Origin of the sequence: Nocardiopsis deserti (assembly GCF_008638355.1) — a bacterium.
GTDB classification, from domain to species: Bacteria; Actinomycetota; Actinomycetes; order Streptosporangiales; family Streptosporangiaceae; genus Nocardiopsis; species Nocardiopsis alborubida.
Genome location: NZ_VWVS01000001.1, coordinates 90,736 through 108,860 on the forward strand (window position 1 = coordinate 90,736; position 18,125 = coordinate 108,860).

At 66.5% G+C, this 18,125-nt stretch carries 17 protein-coding genes; 10 read left to right on the plus strand and 7 right to left on the minus strand.

The window, feature by feature from the left end:
* Positions 1 to 182 precede the first annotated feature (182 nt).
* Positions 183 to 965, plus strand: a complete 783-nt coding sequence (locus tag FYW99_RS10145) for an IclR family transcriptional regulator (RefSeq protein WP_150251780.1) — start codon at positions 183 to 185, stop codon at positions 963 to 965.
* Between the two features lie 58 nt (positions 966 to 1,023).
* Here FYW99_RS10145 and FYW99_RS10150 read toward each other — a convergent pair whose 3' ends face one another.
* From FYW99_RS10150 to FYW99_RS10165, 4 genes are all read right to left on the minus strand, one after another.
* A complete protein-coding gene (locus FYW99_RS10150) occupies positions 1,024 to 1,899 on the minus strand; it encodes a hypothetical protein (RefSeq protein ID WP_150251781.1) in 876 nt (291 codons plus the stop codon).
* A gap of 37 nt (positions 1,900 to 1,936) precedes the next feature.
* A complete protein-coding gene (locus FYW99_RS10155) occupies positions 1,937 to 2,482 on the minus strand; it encodes a hypothetical protein (protein WP_150251782.1) in 546 nt (181 codons plus the stop codon).
* Positions 2,483 to 2,781: 299 nt separating this feature from the next.
* The gene (locus FYW99_RS10160; protein WP_150251783.1) at positions 2,782 to 2,964 is read right to left on the minus strand and encodes a DUF397 domain-containing protein; all 183 of its coding nucleotides are present in this window, start codon (positions 2,962 to 2,964) and stop codon (positions 2,782 to 2,784) included.
* A complete protein-coding gene (locus FYW99_RS10165) occupies positions 2,961 to 3,767 on the minus strand; it encodes a helix-turn-helix domain-containing protein (RefSeq protein ID WP_150251784.1) in 807 nt (268 codons plus the stop codon). The genes FYW99_RS10160 and FYW99_RS10165 overlap by 4 nt, the downstream gene beginning before the upstream one ends.
* Before the next feature lie 291 nt (positions 3,768 to 4,058).
* Here FYW99_RS10165 and FYW99_RS10170 point away from each other — a divergent pair, with 291 nt between their 5' ends.
* The 8 genes from FYW99_RS10170 to FYW99_RS10205 all read left to right on the plus strand — a co-directional run bounded on the left by FYW99_RS10170 (position 4,059) and on the right by FYW99_RS10205 (position 12,042).
* A complete protein-coding gene (locus FYW99_RS10170) occupies positions 4,059 to 4,508 on the plus strand; it encodes an ATP-binding protein (protein WP_190394616.1) in 450 nt (149 codons plus the stop codon).
* 240 nt (positions 4,509 to 4,748) lie between these two features.
* Complete coding sequence (locus FYW99_RS10175; RefSeq protein WP_150251785.1) at positions 4,749 to 5,054, plus strand: glycosyltransferase family 2 protein; 306 nt, start codon at positions 4,749 to 4,751, stop codon at positions 5,052 to 5,054.
* Between the two features lie 38 nt (positions 5,055 to 5,092).
* Positions 5,093 to 7,702: a TPR repeat domain-containing protein gene (locus FYW99_RS10180; protein WP_150251786.1), complete on the plus strand. Its 2,610-nt coding sequence runs from the start codon at positions 5,093 to 5,095 to the stop codon at positions 7,700 to 7,702.
* A gap of 11 nt (positions 7,703 to 7,713) precedes the next feature.
* On the plus strand, positions 7,714 to 8,964 hold the full coding sequence (locus FYW99_RS10185) for a hypothetical protein (protein WP_150251787.1): 1,251 nt from the start codon (positions 7,714 to 7,716) through the stop codon (positions 8,962 to 8,964).
* A 28-nt stretch (positions 8,965 to 8,992) separates the two neighbouring features.
* A complete protein-coding gene (locus tag FYW99_RS10190; protein ID WP_150251788.1) occupies positions 8,993 to 9,358 on the plus strand; it encodes a hypothetical protein in 366 nt (121 codons plus the stop codon).
* A 296-nt stretch (positions 9,359 to 9,654) separates the two neighbouring features.
* Positions 9,655 to 10,110 (plus strand): DUF6098 family protein, encoded by a 456-nt coding sequence (locus FYW99_RS10195; RefSeq protein WP_150251789.1) that lies wholly within the window; start codon positions 9,655 to 9,657, stop codon positions 10,108 to 10,110.
* 75 nt (positions 10,111 to 10,185) lie between these two features.
* Positions 10,186 to 11,154, plus strand: coding sequence for a zinc-binding dehydrogenase (locus tag FYW99_RS10200; protein WP_150251790.1), 969 nt, complete (start codon positions 10,186 to 10,188; stop codon positions 11,152 to 11,154).
* A gap of 285 nt (positions 11,155 to 11,439) precedes the next feature.
* Positions 11,440 to 12,042, plus strand: coding sequence for a hypothetical protein (locus FYW99_RS10205; RefSeq protein ID WP_190394617.1), 603 nt, complete (start codon positions 11,440 to 11,442; stop codon positions 12,040 to 12,042).
* A 146-nt stretch (positions 12,043 to 12,188) separates the two neighbouring features.
* Here FYW99_RS10205 and FYW99_RS10210 read toward each other — a convergent pair whose 3' ends face one another.
* On the minus strand, positions 12,189 to 14,393 hold the full coding sequence (locus tag FYW99_RS10210; protein ID WP_150251792.1) for a hypothetical protein: 2,205 nt from the start codon (positions 14,391 to 14,393) through the stop codon (positions 12,189 to 12,191).
* A 560-nt stretch (positions 14,394 to 14,953) separates the two neighbouring features.
* Complete coding sequence (locus tag FYW99_RS10215; RefSeq protein ID WP_150251793.1) at positions 14,954 to 15,532, minus strand: TetR/AcrR family transcriptional regulator; 579 nt, start codon at positions 15,530 to 15,532, stop codon at positions 14,954 to 14,956.
* A gap of 91 nt (positions 15,533 to 15,623) precedes the next feature.
* Here FYW99_RS10215 and FYW99_RS10220 point away from each other — a divergent pair, with 91 nt between their 5' ends.
* Positions 15,624 to 16,070, plus strand: a complete 447-nt coding sequence (locus tag FYW99_RS10220) for an anthrone oxygenase family protein (RefSeq protein WP_150251794.1) — start codon at positions 15,624 to 15,626, stop codon at positions 16,068 to 16,070.
* Between the two features lie 519 nt (positions 16,071 to 16,589).
* On the opposite strand, the gene FYW99_RS10225 is transcribed toward FYW99_RS10220, so the two are convergent.
* The gene (locus FYW99_RS10225) at positions 16,590 to 17,894 is read right to left on the minus strand and encodes a class I SAM-dependent methyltransferase (protein ID WP_150251795.1); all 1,305 of its coding nucleotides are present in this window, start codon (positions 17,892 to 17,894) and stop codon (positions 16,590 to 16,592) included.
* Between the last annotated feature and the right edge of the window lie 231 nt (positions 17,895 to 18,125).

Sequence of the window (18,125 nt, forward strand, 5' to 3'; positions counted from 1 at the left end):
GGCGGCGGGAACTCCTGTGGCGGAAGGGTTTCGCCACGGGTTCCGGGGCGCGCGGGACGGTGTCCGGGCGAACGGCGTTCTACACTGAGAACCCCGAGGCGGACGTCCTCGCTCGCCCCCGGCGGGCCGTCCCCGGCCGGGGGGCCGACCCGGCCCGCACGCAGCAGGAAGGAGGCGGTCGAGTGTCGGCCGCGGAAGGTCACGGCGGTGTCCGAGAGGTCAAGTCGGCGGCGCGCACCGTCGAACTCCTGGAGATCCTGGCGCGCTACCGGGACCCGGTCACCCTGCGCACCCTCTCGGAGGAGATGGGTATTCCCCGCAGCAGCCTGTACGCGCTGGTGCAGACCCTCGTGAACCGCGGCTGGGTGCGCTCCGACCCCACCGGGGCCCTCTACGCGCTGGGCATCCGCGCGCTCTTCACCGGGACCGGCTACATCGACGCCGACGCCCGCGTGGCCCAGGCGCGCGGCCACCTGGACTCCCTCGCCGAGAAGCTGGGGGAGACGGTCCACCTCGCCCGGCTCGACGGCGGCGACGTCGTCTACCTGGCCACCCAGGAGTCACGGCACTACCTGCGGCCCTTCAGCCGGGTGGGCCGACGGCTGCCCGCGCACAGCACCGCCCTGGGCAAGGCCCTGCTGGCCGAGCGCGAGGACGGGCAGGTGCGCGACCTGCTGCCCGCGAAGCTGGAGGCGCTCACCGCCGAGACGATCACCGACGTGGACGCGTTGCTTGAGGAGCTCGCGCGCATCCGCGAGCGGGGCTACTCCACGGACGACGGGGAGAACGTCGTGGGCCTGCGGTGCGTGGCGGTGTCCCTGCGCTACGACAATCCGGCCGTGGACGCCCTGAGCTGCTCGGTCCCGACCCCCCGGTACACCGAGGACGTGGCCGCGGCCGTGCTGGAGGCTTTGATGGAGGCGCGGGCGATCCTGGAGCGCTACTGGCCCCCGACCCTGGGGTGAGGCGTGCGGGGGCGGGGAGCCGTGGCTGCCCGTCCCCACACGATTGTGGTGTCCGGCCTCAGTCGAAGAGTTCCTCGGGGCTGTTCACCTTGGCGGCCTTGCGGGCCCAGCCTTCGAGGGTGTCGAGGTCGTCACAGGATTCGATCCGCTGGCGGACGGAATCGGAGACTTCGAAGCCCCGGGAGGAGAGGAAGAGGATCACGCTGCGCGCGACGCCCTCCTCGCGGCCCTCCTCACGGCCCTCCTCGCGCCCAATGCCGACGTACTCGCGGGCGAAGTCGCTCTGCCAGTTGTAGGTTCCCACGGACATCAGGTCCTCCAGGTATTTCCGGGCCTCGTCGGAGCGCCCGGCCAGTACGTAGTCATAGTAGAACGCGCGGTGGTCGGGGGACACGGCGTTCAGTGCCTCCATCACCGCGTCCAGGGTGCGCGGATCGTGGTCACCGTGCGCCTTGGCCGACAGCACCGCCAGTTCGGGCATATTCCGTGCCTGCTCCGGGTCGGCGACCACCGGAGTGTTGGACGGTCCCACCACGAGAGGCGTGAGGTGGTCGCCCGGATGCCCGGTGTGGATCGGACCGGTGTAGTACCGGGCGAGTGCGTCGGTGGGACACAGCGCCAGCAGCACTGTCGGGCACTTGACCTGGGCTCGGACAGTGGCGTGATAGACCGGCCAGGTCCAGAACTTGTCCTGTTCCTGCTTGTGCTGGCGCTCCACGACCACGGCCAGGACCTTCTCGGTGCCGTTGCGCAGCACCACTGCGCCATCGCTGGTGTAGACGCGCGGTTTGCTGTCGGTGCACTCGGAGGAGGTCATCGAGGCCTCGGTGTACTCGGGCAGTTCGAAGCCCGCCGCGTCACGGAGCAGGGGGATGACCACCTCCGGTGCGTTCCGAATGATCTTCAGGGGTATCTCGTGTTCTTCGCTGGGCACTGCGTTCCTTGCTGTTGTCGTAGGGGCGGGGAAGAGCTCACGCGGGTGCGGCCTGGCGTTGCTGGTCGTGCCAGGTGCGGACGAGGGAGGCCAGTTCTCCCCACTCGGCGTAGAGGGTGGGCGTGGTGGGCTTCACGGGTTCGCTGGGCCGGACGACGCCGAAACGGGGCGCGGGTTCGCCGAGCAGGTCGCCGCCGGGATCCTCCCTCCACTGCTGGAGCAGGGCGGCGGCGCGTTCCTGGACGAGGGCGAACGCACGCCGGACCTCGTCGGCCCCGGCTTCGGGCTCGGGGCTGCGGGGCGCGGGAACTCGAACCGTGGACGCGCGTGCGCGGAGGCGCTCGTGGGCGGCGAAGTAGGGCCTGACCAGCGCGATGTCCTCGGCGGGCGGGGACTGGCTGGGCGGTGCCAGGCGGGGAGGCGGGAGCTGAGCAGGGGGAGGGGCGGGGACGTGGCGGCGGACGCGGGTGGAGCGGCGTCGGCGGCGACCGGCCACCGTGGAGTGGCGTCCGCAGGGAGCGGAGAGGAAGGCGATCAGCGGGCCGAGGGCACGGCGGAGAAGGGCAGCGCTAAACTGGCGCATGCTGGCAATCCTTGTGGTTGAAGAGGTGAATGTTGCTGGCCAAGGCCCCGGGCGGTTGTATCCGCTGCGGGGTCATTTCATGGGTTCAGTTGTGTGTTCGGGAAAAGGGTAAGGCATCGCGGGAGTACTTGGCGAAACTACGTCGAAGTAAGGTTCGAAAATTTCACAGAACGGCCGTTGTGGCAGCTCAGCAGCCTCACGAGAACATTTCTCGTCAAAAAGGCAAAAGGTTCCATCCGGGCATGGAACGCAAAAAGGCCCCCGTCCCGGAAGGTGGGACAGGGGCCGGTGCGGTGCGGTCAGCGGTCGCCCTTGACGGAGGCGAGGAAGCCGGACCAGGCGGGGCTTCCGAAGGCGAGGTGGCCGTGGTCGCGGTGTTGGGTGTCGCGGACCAGGGTGCGCTCGGAGCCCTCGGCGACCTCCACGCAGTCCTGGTGCGAGCCACCGCTGTAGCTGCTCTTGTGCCACTGGACGTCACTCATGGCGGAAATCCCTCAATCGTCTCTTCGACCAGCCGCAGCGACCGGCTCGGTGGCATGGCCGCTGCTTGCAGGCGGTGGAACCTCAGTTTGAACTCTCCCACGGCGTCGGGATCGTGGACGAACTGACCTTTGTAGGCCGACTCCGCGTAGACGAGCTCCCGTTCCGGCGGGGGGTCGAGGATCTTGAAGGGCCCGACCAGTCCGGGGTGCAGAGGCTCCTCCGTGATCTGCAAGGTTATCCGCTCGCGCGCGGCGAGAGCGTGGATGCGCTCCAGCTGCTCGCGCATGATCGGCCCGTGGTCGACGGGTTCGGTGAGGACCGCGCGGCCGATCACCACCATCATCACCGGGGTGTCCGCGCTCTGGAAGCGCTCGCCGCGAGCGATCCGCTCGCGCACGCTCGCCTCGGTCCGCGCGGGCGGCTCCCATGGGGTGACCGCCCGCATGACGGCCGTGGCGTAGGCGGTGGTCTGGAGCAGCGAGGGGACCAGGAAGGGGTGGAACTCCAGGATGGAGGCCGCCTTCTTCTCCAGGTCCTCCATCTGGCCCAGCCACGGGATCTTGCCCTCCTTGACGAGCTCGTCCCACAGTCGTTCCAGCTCATCGCCGGTCTCCAGGGCCTCATCCAGCGACTCCAGCACCTCGCGGGTCGGTGTGGTCCGGCCGCGTTCGAGGTTGGACACCGCCGTGCCCTTCACCCCCAGGGCGCGGCCCAACCTCTCCTGGGTCATCCCGAGGTCCTCGCGTCGCTGTTGGACGACGCTGCCCCAGCGTTCCTTGATGTCGGTGCTCACCTTCGGCATGCCTGATATTCGCACATCAGAAATGGACAAAAGGGTACTACCCTGCTTTTCCTTCATGCGATGGAGTTTCGCAGGAACTCCATCCGCGCGAATGGACTTTCGCGGGAACTCCATACGGAGAGGCCAAGGGCCTGGGCCGCGGCCAAGCTGTTCGGTGACGGCTAAGCGCAGGTCAGGGGAGTGGCAGCGACGGTGAACGGCAGCGGCGAGGGCTGGAAGCAGTGGCGGGCGGAACTCCCGAAGAGGATTCCGTCCCGAATTCCGGGCGTCCGGATGGTGAGTTGGGGATCGATGCCGCAGCAGGTGGCCTCCGCCCGGATGTGGTGCTGGAACGGCAGCAAACTCGACTACCACCGGGCCCATCCCCTCCTGACGGTCCTGTCCGAACTCCACACGAACGCCCTGCGCCACACGGCCTCGGGAAGCGCGTGCGGTCGCGTGCGGATGGAGATGGAGGGCTACCGGGGCGTGTTCTGGCTCGCGGTGACCGACGACGGGGCCCTGCCGGGCAGGGCGCTCACCGTCCCGGAGGTGGGTACCGGCTTCGGCCTGCGCCTGGTCGACCGTATGGCTGTGGCCTGGGGATGGTTCGGTCGGCCGGGACACCCGATCACGGTCTGGGCGGTGGTGGACCCGCGCGGGGAAGCGTCCCAGGCGGTTCCGGGGCGGAAGCCGGGGGTTCCGGCATGTGGTCCAGCGGTGCCCGAGGTGGTGGTCCCCGCCCAGCGCGCCGCCGGTTGAGCGGGGTTTGCCGGGGCGGGCCGCGAGGGTTGGCGGCCCGCCCTTCGCTGTGCAAGGACTCCTCGGTGACCTGACCACATCCGGACACGGCTGGGACGTCGTCCCAGTTGGTAGGAGCCGACTGACCAGCGGTGTTCCCAAGTCTCGGTATTGTCGGTGGAGTAATCAGCCCATTACCTCCCACTATCCCCCTTCTGGCCATGTACTCCCAGGCCAGCGCAGCGAAGCAGGTGGAATGTCATGCCATCCAACACGGCAGGGGTCAACCCCGAGGATGCCCATACCGGAGGTGTGGCCGCAGAGCAGGCCGCAGCACTCCTGAAGGATCTTCCGACGGAGTTCGACGAAGCCGTCCAAGCCGTCCAGAGTGCGATGAACCCGGAACCAGGTGTGAAGGGATGGAGTGCTTTCGGCGATGACCATGTGGAGCACATGGAGGACGTCAAGCGCCACGCGGACACCATCGCCGGGAACATCCAAGGCGGAGCCGAAGAAGGTGCCAGGACCGACCAGGAGTCGGCCGAGCAGTTCCCTCCCAACATCTGACAGCAGCCTTAATCCCCCGATCCCCTGGAGTAAGAGACGTGGCTTCCCTCAGCTACACCGAGTGTGAGATCGACACCGGGGCCCTTGAGTCCCAAGCCGAAACATTTCAGGAGCTTCACGCCAAGATCAGCGGCCGGTCCGGAGAGTTCAACACCATCGCTGAGCCCGTCGCCACGCACTTCGAAGGCTTGGTCGGCGAGGGGCTCAAAAGCGTCGCTACCGAGAACCAGGAAGCATGGAGCAGCGCCATGATGGCGTGCTACCACGCCTACGGCATGGTCCAGAAGGTCATCACGGACGTCGAATGGTACGAGGGCAGGATCGAGGAGATCAAGGCGGAGCTGGCGACCGCGTTGGGTTCCTCTCCCTCCACGGGAGATGAGACAGATGACGCCAGTCTACGCAATGCTGTCGTTGTGAGACACAACGAGCTGGCAAAAGAAGCCTGGGAGAAATTGGAGACCCGGTGCGAAACCACTGAGGAACGACTAAGGGAGGGGCCCACTCCAGAAAATATCAAGGAGCTTATCGAGGCAGGGCACCTCGGGGGCGACATCGCCTACTACACGACCGGTGATGTAGATTATTTCTATTTCGATGGGGATTCTGGAGAAAACGTCGCATGGGCAATCAAGAACGCCGCACTGGATGGGGGCACAGGGAGTGAAGAATTCCTTGAAGAACAGCTTTCTATCATCGCTGCCATGGTCGCGCTGGCTGCCAGAAAGCAGGAAGGCGGGGAACAGCTCACGGAAGAAGAACTTGCTTTCCTTGAAGCATTGAATGGTGAGTTGGACATAGCGGGCTCTGAGTCCACCTATACACGAATCGAGGAGATCGACGGGGAGTATCTCAGTACGATCAGAAGCATCAGTGAAAGCGAGTGGTTGACAGGCGACCAGAAGGAGCGAATTTCTGAACTTTTGGGTGGCGCACTTCTTGCATCAACAAACGAGGAAATCGGCGGGTCCTATGAAAACCTTCCTGAAAGTTTGCAGAATGTAGTTGAAGGCCCAATGCCCAGTGATTTCAATGGCACTAACGATGATCCGCAAGGGTTGGCAGAGTGGACTGAAGATGTAGAAACTTTGGCGGAGCTCCTTGGAAGTACGGAAAATGGGGTTCAAGGGGGAACGGAGTTTTCTGCGACAGTGACCACAACTTTCGGCCACATCATGGGGCAAGCAGGCGAGTCGCTTGAACTCTCCGCTGCTATAGAAACTTCGGAAGCTTCAATCGGCCAGCTACTTGAAGTGGCCATGAGAAACGAGGATGCCAATTATACAGTTCTTGTGGGAGAAGGGCCCGAGGCAGATTCGGATGTTTTTGAGCACCCAATCTATGGGGAAGTTGGCCTGGGTGAAATTATTGATTCTCTTTATACTTACGAATGGGAAGACGGTGGAAAATCCATAACTGGACTTACTGACTGGATCGTTGACTATGAGATGAGTGGTGATACCACAGAAGACAGAATGGCAACGCGAGCAGCCTTCGAGCTTATATCAACTATGACGGAGGAACCTCTTCGGACTCAGCTTCAGGGGACCGGAAACGAAGTCAATGGAAATGTCGATGCAGCATTTACGGAATACAATAACTACCTTGCAGCAAGTCTGAACAATTTGTATATTGTGAACATTGACGATTTTGCGATGTTCCCTGACCCTCAAGGGGGGGACGTTGAGGATCGATGGGGTCTAATGTCAGTCGACGACCTCGATCGGAATCCCCTCCATGAAAACGATGACATCGCACTGTTCCTATCCCAGGACACGAAAAGAGACTTCCTGCAAATTCTCCTTGCAAATGACGAGCTCGCCCCAAATATTCTTGCTGCAACAAGTTCCTATGAGACAGAGCTCATTGGATTTGCTCTCACGGGATCTGGTGATTGGGAATATGAATTGGACGGCATTGAAGGAGACACTGGAAGCGAAGCTAAGGATCTGGGGCAGCGCGCGGGTATGCTGAGAAATTTGGTCAGTGAGGCCGTTGTTCAGGAACTCCATGATCGTGGGGCAACAGAGAGTGAAGCGAGAGCGGAACTCGCCCAGAAGTGGACGACGGGTTATGAAGTAGCAAAAATCGCTGCTACTGATATAGCAGGCGCTGGCGAATCTGGACTACCTGGAACGATTGTCAATATCGTTATGGAGCTTGCCAAGGAGGATGTTAAGAGTTCGTTCGTTGAACAGGCAGAAGCGCAGATCAATGACAATTATTCTGATGGCTCTTCCGCGGAGTGGATGTTTGAGAATGATGCAGAATTGTCTCGAATGCTTAGGTTGCAGGCATTGAACTACGCCGTAGACAATGGGTTCATTTCTGGAGGTTCACTGCCTCCGGATCTGAACGATCCGACGAGTAACGGCGAGGGCCTTCCTCGGGACCCTGGAGTCTGGGGCGAAGGGGCACCGGCCAATGACAGACTTATGGAAAGACTGCTCTATGCGTTGGAGAAGGGAGATGCTCCGATCGAAGACCTCAACGAGAGCGGCGTTCGGATCAATCCATTCGGTGACAACGTGGAGTCGACCATAGAGGACTTCCAAGACGGATATGGATCTCACCATGAGAGCCTCAGTGACCTTTTCAGAACTGCCGAAGAGGTTGCTGAAGAGCGCAAAGAAAACTCCAAGGATTAATGTTGTCGGACATGTCTATTATTAATTCCGGTTTCTCAAGAAGGAACTATGTATACGCCTCGATCTTCCTCGCTATGGTTCTCCTGATTGCTGGCTCCTTGTATTTCACTTTGTCGTCTGGGGTGGAGTACTCTTCTGACCCCGATGTCGAAAGTTATGTGCTCTCTTCTGAGGACATGGAACGAGCGAGGGAGGATTTTTCGGAATACGAGGGGGATAAGGTAAACGATATTATTGCGACCGCTGATGGCGCTGTGCTAGTCCTCAGAGACCGTTTGGTTTCAGTCGGCGGACCCGAGTGGCGCGAGATGTGGAGCTATGAGAGAAGGGGGGAAGTCAGGCAGGTGTTCGTTTCTCCTTCGGGAAAGAGAATCCATGTCCTCTTCGAGGATGGAATTATTTCCTGGGGGAGTGGCAGTGTTGTGGGATTGCGGTCATCAAATGGAAGCAGTTTTTATGAGCATTCTGCCGATTCTCTGATGGGAGGGGGTTCAGGCGAGGAATATTATTTTTCTGATAAATATTTTATGAGGATCTCTCCTGAAGGCGAAGACATGTCCATGGAATCCTATGAACTTGGTTCCGGAGAGCTGTCCTGGAAGGAAAACGTTAGTTCTCTCTGTACAACCGGCCGATTCGATGCCTCTGTCGGAGTGGACGTGATCCCTGCCCCTGTGGGATTTATTGCTTCTTTGGCCTGCCTTATGGAAGATGGTGGAGTACGGCAGGCTCTGGTGCATGTAGAGGAGGACAAAGGAGGTGAACACTGGAGAGAGGAGTGGGATGCAGAGGAGCCCGAGAAAATAGACATGTTCTACCTGTCGGGCGCGACGGTCCCTGGTGCAGCGGATGATCTGTTGGGGCAGGCGTTGGCTTCCCAAAACAGTGATATCGAGTACGCACTTGTTGCGGATGGCGCCCGAATGGCTGCGGGCGCAGATTATGTAGTCCCGTCGGTCTTTGATTACCAGCCTCTGCGCGAGGTGTTCCCGGCTCCTCTTGAAGACGACGAGGTCCGCCCCGACTTGGTTGTCTTCGGTATGCCTGCGGAGATCGAACTCCAAGTGGCTGTTCAGGGTGCTTGGCAGCTCATTCAGGACCCGGAAATCGATGTGGAAATAGAAGACTTCTCTATCTTGGAATTCCGTGAGCAAGGCGAGTCGGTGCACGCCACCAGCTATAGAAACTGGGAGGAGCAGAGCTCTCCGTCTGCTGCAAGGACTTTGATCAACGAGATGCTTCTTTCTTTGGGGGAGGAGTAGCGTCCTTTCTGGGGCGCATGCCGCTCTCATGCCAGATCGTGTCCGTGTTGTTGGGGCGGGAGAAGACAACGGGGATGGTGTCAGTCTTTCTGGCTTTTCTCTTTCTGATGGAGAGGCGGAGGAGGTGGGCAGGATGGGAGTTGATGGCGAGGATGCTCAGGGTGAAGATTATGAGGTGGCTGTTCTAGAGGGGGCGATCGTGGTTTCTGGAGATGTGGGTTCCGGGGAAGGTTCATGGGCTACTGTGCGAGAATGGGGAGGTGATGTCGAAGAGATCAAGGCGGATGTGGATTCTTCGGGTCATCGCGTCAATGATGTAATTTCAGTGCCGGGTGCTGTTGTTGTATCTCATGGTGATGGCGAGGGAGAGAGCGGACTTGTCGGCTTGCATTAGCCGCGATTCATCAGTGGGCTTCGGCCGCTGGTCGGCCCGGTGATTCGCCCGTTGTGTCCCCGGGTGGTGGAGGACAAGTTCTCGCGTCACGCCGCAGGATGTGTCGGCTCCCATGAGCCAGGGAACGCCTGTGTCCTCTTTCCCGGCCCTCGGTGGGTCGGTCCGCTTGTGCGGTGTCGTTCGAAGGCGTCGCGGTCTTGGCCCGGGGAACTGGCGGCGAACGCTGGACGGCGGCCTTGCCTCCGTGTTGATGCGGCATCGGGCTTCCACCCCGGCGGGCGGGGTAGTCGGGCCCTATGGACGCGACTCCTCAGCACCACGGTTCACCGGCATCCCTGCCCACCGTCACCAGCCTTTCCGAGCTGGCCGACCTCGTCCGCGACCACGACCGCCTCTACCTGCGCTACTCGGACGGTCCCGAGCAGGACCGCCACGTCGTGAGCAAGGACTACGAGAGCGAACTCGACCTCCCCGGGCTCTCGGTCACCGTCCTCACCCCCGAGTCCTGGTGGACCCGCCCCCTGGAGGACTGGCTCTCCCGCCAGGTGCGCAAGTACGCCTCACTGGTCGAGGAGGACCCGGACCGGGTGGGGTGGGTGCTCCAGGGCGACACCGTCGCCCACGGCCCCGACCACGAACCGCTCCTGGGCCGGGTGCGGCCGGTCGCCTACCTCTCCGAGGCCGTGATGGAGGAGGCGCAGCGCAGGTACCGGGAGCGTTTCGAGGCGGGCAGGAAACCGACGGACCCGTAGCCGCCGGTCCGCTCCCCGGCCGTTTCGGCCCCCGGGGGTGGAACCGGATTCGGTCTCCGTGGTTGGCTTCGGAGTATGTTCGCTATCACCGCAGCACGCTTCGCGCCCGACGACCCCGTCTCCGCCCTGGAGGCGGGCGAACGACCCGACCCCGAACCCCGTGAGGGGTGGACGACCGTCGACGTCAGGGCCGCGTCCCTCAACCACCACGACCTGTGGAGTCTGCGCGGCGTCGGGCTCAGCGAGAAGCGCCTGCCCATGATCCTGGGCTGCGACGCGGCCGGGGTGGACGAGGACGGCAACGAGGTCATCGTGCACGGGGTCGTCGGCGACCCGGCGGCCGGGGGAGGCGACGAGACGCGCGACCCCCGCCGTTCTCTGCTCTCGGAGGTCCACAACGGCACCTTCGCCGAGAAGGTCCTGGTGCCCCGCGGCAACCTGGTGCCCAAGCCGGAGGAGCTGTCCTTCGAGGAGGCCGCCTGCCTTCCCACCGCGTGGCTCACCGCCTACAGCATGCTCTTCGGCAAGGCCGACCTGCGGCCGGGCTCCACGGTGCTCGTCCAGGGCGCAGGGGGAGGCGTGGCCGCGGCGCTCATCCGGCTGGCCTCCCAGGTGGGCCACCGGGTCTACGCCACCAGCCGCAGCGAGGAGAAGCGGACCAGGGCCCTCTCCCTGGGCGCGCACGCGGCGCTGCCCACGGGCGAGCGCCTGCCGGAGAAGGCGGACGCCGTCTTCGACTCGGTCGGCCAGGCCACGTGGGCGCACTCGCTGCGCTCCCTGAAGCCGGGCGGCGCCGTCATCACCTGCGGCGCGACCAGCGGCGACGCGCCCCCGGCCGAACTCAACCGGGTGTTCTTCCTCCAGCTGCGGGTCCTGGGCTCCACCATGGGCACCCGGGAGGAGTTGGCCGCCCTGGCCCGGATGTGCGTGCGCACCGGCGTACGGCCCGAGATCGACCGGGTGCTGCCCCTGTCGCGGGCCGAGGAGGGCTTCCGGGCGATGGCCGAGGGGGAGCAGTTCGGCAAGATCGTCTTCACGGTCTGACGACTGGTGTGCTGGTCCGGGACCTGGCGGCCCCGCTCGGGTTCCGGACCGCTTCCGGAGGTAGCGCGGCCGCGTGAACCCGACGGTGTCCCTCAGGGTCCTACCGGTGTGTACGAGAATTCACCTGAGGCGGCCATCCCGTGGAGTGGGCCCAACCGGGCCGTTCCGGTGGCGCGCTTCCTCGCCGCCCTGTCGGTCTCCCTGCACGGAACGTGCGCAGCGCTGCTGTGGGTGTTCGTCCCGCCTCCGCACATACGTGAGCCCGTGGATACGGTGTTTCCCGCGATGTTCCTGGGATCCGCCGTGGCGGCGGCCACCGGGCTGCTCCTGGCGACACGGAGGGGCCGCCGGAGCGCGATCCTCTACACGTGTGCCCCGATCCCGGCCGTCGTCCTCCTGGGCTGGGCGCTCTTCGGATCGGCGTACCCCCTGGAAGAACCCGAGATCCTGGGCCCGGTGCTGACCGCGACAGCCGTCGCCGCGGGCGCCGCCGCGGCCGCCGGCCTGTCGCTGACACGGACGACCGCGGAAGGGGACGGGTGGTCCGACGGCACCGGGGCCGTCCCCAGGTCCGGCCTCGGCTCGGTCCTCAAGGCCGCACAGACCGTTTCGATCCTGATGGCCAGCCTCATCGCCGGTTGGGCCGGATGGATGTTCTTCGTCTTCATGGGGGGCTTCTCCATGTTCTCGGGGGGCTTCTCCGCGGAGCAGCCGACCAACGGCGGCGTCTACCTCACGGTGACCGCTCTCCCGGTGTGGGCCCTGCTCCTGGTCGGTTTCGCGCTCAGTGTGTCCATGCGCGCTGGGAGGGCCAAGACGCTCCTCACCCGCTGCCTGACCGTGCTGGCGGCGCTGATCCTTCTCCCCTGCCTCCTCTCCCTCCTGTAGTACCTCGGCCGGGCGGCCCCAACGGCGAGGGGCCCGCCCCGGACACACGAAGGCCGGGGCACCTCTTCGGATGCCCCGGCCCCTCGCCGCCCGCCTGTCCGCGTCCGCCCGGCGGTCACCGGGCGGACGCGAACGGGGACCTCCCGCTACTCGTCGTCCTCGTCCTCGTCGCGGCGGCGCTTCTTCTTGCCGTCCCGGCCCGGGCGCAGCAGCGCCTCGGCCAGGGCGAGCACCGTCTCCTCCAGGGAGGCGAACCGCTTGGTGATGTCGTCGTGCGAATTCTCGACGGCCTCGGTGACGGTCTCCTCCAGCTCGTGCCGGTCCGGGCGCTGCTTCAGCTCGCGCAGCACCGGCGCCACGGCCGAGGTGACGTGCTCGTCGATCTCGTCCAGCTTGCCGGTGTGGTCCATCTGCGGCCGGTCCACCAGCTCGCTCAGGCGGCGGTGCAGCTCGCTGACCTCCATGGTCTGCGGCAGCTGGTTGAGCCGCTGGTTGAGCGCCTCCAGCCGGTCGTCGAGGGCTTCCATGCGGCCGTCCACGCCCTCGAAGTGCCCGCTGACGCCCTCGAACTGGCCCTCGACCCCGTTGACCCGGCCGTCCAGGCCGTCCAGGCGGCCGTTGACGCCGTCCATGCGGCCGTCGATGCGGTCGAGCTTGCCCTCGACCCCCTCGAAGCTTCCCTCGAAGTGCCCCTCGAAGGTGTCGAAGCGGTCGGTGAGGCGACCCAGCTCGTGGTCCACCTTGCCGGTGATCTGCGCCAGGTGGGTGTCGACCTTGCCGGTCAGGGCCTCGCGCTGGCGCTCCAACCGCTCGTCCAGCGCCGTCCGGTGCGCCTCCACCTGCTCGGTGAGCGACTCGGTCAGCGTCCGCGAGCGCTCCTCGGACTCGGTGGCGAGACGGTCGCCGCTCTCCTGGACGAACGTCCGCAGCTCGGCGAAGTCGGAGGTGACGCGCTCGGCGTCCTCGGCGATCCGGGCGCCCAGGGCGTCGGTGCGCTCGGTCACCGCCTCGCGCAGGCGGTCGGAGGCGGCCTCGGCCTGTTCCCGGGTCTCGGTGCGGCCCAGCTCCATCTGCTCGTTGAGCTCGGCCAGGCGCTGGCGCAGGTGGGCGCGCATCTCGGTGAGCGAGGACCCGTGGTCCTCGCGGAGCTTGGCGAGCGCGCCGGTGACGTCGGCGACCGCGGCGGTGGTCTCGGCGTTGTTCTCCTCGGCCTGGGTGCTGAGGTAGCCGACGCTCTCGGCCAGCTTGGCGGCGAGGGACTCGTGGCGCTCGGCGGAGGAGGTGGACAGGGCGCCCAGCTCCTCGGCCAGGGCGGCGGTGCGCTCGCCCAGTTCGCCGGTGTTCTCCTGAAGGCGTGACAGCAGCGTCTCGTGCTGCTCGGCGGTGCGCTCCTCCATCGAGGTGCGCAGCCGCTCGGTGCGCTCCTCCACGAGCGTGCGCAGCTCGCCCTTGGCCTGTTCCGCCTTGGCGGCGGCCTCCTCGGCCTTGGCCGCGACGGTCTCGCCCAGCTGGGCGTCGGCGGCGGCCAGGGCCTCACGGCTCTCGCTGACGGCGGCGGTGAGGCTCTCGCGGCTCGCGGCCACGGCCTCGGCCAGCTCGGTGCGGCCCTCGGCCAGGGCCTCGGAGATCTCGGTCCGCCCGCTGGTGACGACCTCGACCAGTTCGGTGCGGCTCTCGCCGACCGCGGTGGTGAGGGCCTCGTGGCGGCTCTCCGCGGACTCCGAGAGCGCGGACAGCGACGCCTGTACGGCCTCGGCCTTGGCCGTCAGGGAGGCCAGGGCGGTGTCGAGGGCGTCCAGACGGGCGCCGAACGTCTCACTCAGCCCGTCCAGGCGGGCGCCGAGGGTCTCACCGAGTCCGTTCAGACGGGTGTCGAGGGTCTCGTCCAGCCCGTTCAGGCGCTCGCCGAGCTCGTTGACCTGCTCGGAGGTGCGGTTGCCCGTCTCGGCCATCCGCTGGAGGCGGGTGAGCGCGGTGTCCAGGTGACCGGCGATGCGGTGGGTGTCCGCGCGCAGGGAGGGCAGGTCCGACAGGGGCTTGACCTGCTGAGCGACGACCTCGATGTGCTCGGCGAGGGTCTCCGCCCATTCCGGCGGCCGGGCGAGGAACTCGTCGACGCGGCCGTTGACCGTGGCGACCGACTCGGTGAGGGCGGTGAGCTCGCGCTCGCGCAGCTCGCGGAGCAACCACTCCATGCCCTCCAGGCGCTGACGCATCTCCTCGCTGACGGCGCCCTGCGACTTCTGCTCGGAGACGTGCTCCTGGGCGGCCTGGGAGAGCAGGTCGCGCATCCGGTCGGAGATCCCCGCCTGCCCTCCTCCGTTGAGGAAGTTGTGATTGGTCTGTTCCACCGAGGTGCTCCTTATTTTTCTGGCGCTCCCGTACCCGTCCGGGAGGAGTGGACGGTGGGTTCCGGACGGCTCGGGTTCTCGATGGTCCCCGGGCGGGTGGCACTCCCGCATCCGCACGGCCTCATCGTGACTGGGGTGTTACTGAGCGTATACACATGAGGCAAGGTTCGTGCTTCGGCTGAACCGCGGGGGCGGGTCAACGATCACGACCTTCCGGGTGAATCCATGAGAAGGGAAAGAATTCGCGCCGCCAGTTTAACGACACGTGCCCCTGCTCCCCCAGGAGACCGCCAAAGATCTGGGTGGGGAAGGTAACGATCTGGCCCGATGTCGTGATCCGCGGCCCCAGAGTGCACTCCAGCCACCTCGTCCACGGTTGTCCACAGGTGGGAACGTGCCCTTGTGGGCCGGTCGCGGAGAGAGGGGCACTCGGGCACGGGGGCGGCGCGCCCGCCCGGCGGTCTGCGGCTGTGCCGTGTGGACACGAGTGACCGGCAGTAGTGCCGCAGGCGGGCAGAGGGGCCTGAGGGCCCCGGCTGCGTGCCCGCCGGGGCGGGTCGTCAGACCATGGCGAGCCGGTCCACCAGCAGCCCCACCCTCCGCTCGGTGTCCTCCGGCGGCAGCCGTCCCGCCCGGGTCAGGGTCGCCAGCCCGTGCAGGGCCGCCCAGAACACCTCGGTGAACAGTGCCGGGTGGACACCGTCCCCGGCGACCTCGCCAAGGCTCTCCAGCAGGGCGGCGAAGGCGTCCTTCAACGGCCCCGGGGTGTCCTCGTGTGCGAACGCCAGGCCGCCGTCGAGCTGGAACATGGCGTCGTAGACCGCCGGGTTGCGTTCGGCGAAGTCGAGGTAGGCGCGGGCCAGGGCGGTGACCCGGGCGCGGGAGCCGTCTGCGGCGGAGGTCGCGGTCCGCAGCGCCACGGCCATCTCGGCGGCGCCCTCCAGGGCGACTGCGCCGATGATCTCGCGCTTGCCGCGGAAATGGCTGTAGAGGACGGGCTGGCTGTATTCGATGCGCTCGGCGAGCCGGCGGGTGGTGACCGCGTCCCAGCCCTGCTGCTCGGCGAGTCCGCGGGCCGTCGCCACGATGAGGCGCTCGCGCTCCGCCCGTTCGCGCTGCTTGCGTTCCTGTACCGACATGGTTCGATCCTAGCATTGCTAGACAATCGAGCGGCGGTAGTACTAGCGTTGCCTTATCAGCTAGCAGCGCTAGATTCCTGGAGGGGTCGTCATGCTCAACGCACTCGAGGTGCTCACCACCGTGGTCGTCGGCCTGATGGTGGGGGTGGAGCTCTCCGTCGCCTTCGTCATCAACCCGATCCTCAACGCACTCCCCGAGGACAGCGGCCAACTCGGCCGCGCCCACGGGGGCCGGATGCTCGGCGCCCTGATGCCGGTCTGGTACGTCACCTCGCTCGTCCTCACCGCTGTCTGGGCCGTCGCCGGATGGCACCGCCCCGGCGCCGTCCTCGTCGTCATCGCCGGCGCGCTGCTGATCCTCAGCGTGGCCATGTCGCTTCTGCTGCTCGTCCCGATCAACAACCGGGGCAAGACGTGGACCCCCGAGAACCGGCCCGCCGACTGGAAGGAGCAGAGGAACCGCTGGGACCGCTTCCACTACGTCCGCGTCGCCCTCATCATCGCCGCCTTCACCCTGCTGGTCACCGCCCTCGCCTGAGCCCGCGGGCCGACACCGCGCCGGTGGAGCACGAGCCCCACTGCCCCCGGCGGTAGCGGGCCCACGCGAGGCGTCCTGCGGGGGCCAGGCGAGCGTTGGCATGGGTGGTGCGGGGGCATCGGGGGCCTCCTGGCGGCTGGTGAAGATGTCGCGTTCCGCGCCGATGCCGGAGGCCCTCTTCGTTTGTGTCAGGCGGGGTGGGTGTTGCCAACCTCAGTGGTCAGTACACCTGATATGTAGGGTCTTTATGTCAAGAGCGCAGCGTTGACCTGCGGTGATGTGTAGGGCCTCACCACCGCAGACTTGTTGTCACCACGTGCGACAGGCGTTGTGTAAGACCGGTGGAAGCGCACCGCGCGGCTCGCGTGGCGTGCACGTCCAGTCCCACGGTCGTAGTCTCGAAGGACACCGGGACCTCCCGCACATGTAGGCACTACTGCCCAGGTTCTGCCTGGTCAGCAACCCACGGCAACGTGCGCGTGAGGTCCCGGCCCTCAGCGAACCCCTCCTACATACCGTCTAGCCCCGGGCCGGGTCGCCGACCTCGCGGCACAGCAGGCAGAAGGGCCGCTCGCCGATCCGCGTGAGCACGACCGTCACCGACTCCGGGCCGGACGCGCGCAGGTCCCGGCGCAGCTTCTCGGTGTCCACCGCCGACCCCCGCTTCTTGACGGTCACCGTCCCCGCCCCGAGGGCGCGCACCGCCGAGCGCAGCCGCTTCAGCGAGAACGGCAGCACCTCCACCACCTCCAGCACCCGCCACAGCGGCGAGAGCACCGCGGTGTCCGCGGTGAAGTACGCGATCCGCTCGTCCAGCAGGGCGCCGTCCACCCGGGCCGCCGCCTCCGCCACCAGGTGCGAGCGCACCACGGCCGGGTCCGGGTCGTACAGGTAGCGCCGGGCCGCCGCCACCGGGGCCTGACCGAGGCCGGGATCGGCGTCCAGGTGCGCCACCGCGCCCTCGCGGGCGAGCAGCCCCTCGCGCTCGTGCAGCACCGTCGCCCGGCGCCGCGGCCCGTCGGCCAGCGCGCCGAACCACAGGGCGGTCTCCTTCAGCTCCCCGTCCACCGAGATCCACTCGGCCGCCGCCGCCCCGGGCAGCGCCTCGTGAGGGATGCCCGGCGCGGCCTTGAGGCAGGCCGCCTCCGCCCCCGCGGCCAGGCCCACGGCCACGTCCCACGGCGGGGAGTAGGCCGAGGGGTCGAACACCCGGCCGCGCCCGCCCCGCCGGGCGGGGTCGCAGAACAGCAGCGGGTACCGGCCGGGCGCGGTCGCGGAGGCGTCGCCCTCGCGGACCCGGGCCAGTCCGGACAGGCCCAGGGCCTCGATGTTGGCGCGGGCCACCGCGACCGTGAGGGGGTCGGCGTCCACCCCCTCCACCGGAACGCCGCGCGCGGCCAGGGCCAGCAGGTCCGCGCCGACCCCGCAGCACAGGTCGCCCGCGGTGACACCGTCCAGGCCCCGCCCCGACGACCCGGCCGACCCCGGAGAGCGGACGGCGCGAGCCGCCCCCGCCATGCGTTCGGCGCGGTAGCCGGCCACCACGCGTCGGGTGGACTGCTCCAGCCCGTGGGGGGTGAAGAACATCCGCTCCGCGAGTTCGCCGAACTTGGCCCGCCCGCGTTCGCGCAGGGAGACCTGGGTCAGGACGGCGTTTACCAGCTCGGAGACGGGTAGACCGGGGTCGAGGGCGGCCACGCGCGGATCACCGCGCAGCAGCGAGGCCGCGGCGAGCTGGTCCCCGGCGGCGGCCTTCGGGTCCACCCCGGCCAGGACCTCCCGGCCCGCGTCGGTGAGCAGGGCCTCGAAGGCGGGCGCGCGCATGGGTTCCCCCCGGGCGTCGAAGGAGCGGTGTGCGGGAGCGACCGAGCCCCGCTCCCTCCGGCAGGGGAGCCACCCGGATGGAAGTCCCTGACCGGGGGTCACGGTCACATTTCCATTCTGGCACTCTCGGGGGTAGAGTGCTAATCGCGACGAGGCCGGTCTGGCACCCGCGACGACAGGCCGCCGCGGTCGCCCCTTTTTCGCAGTCGGTCCGTGCACCAGCACGGGCCG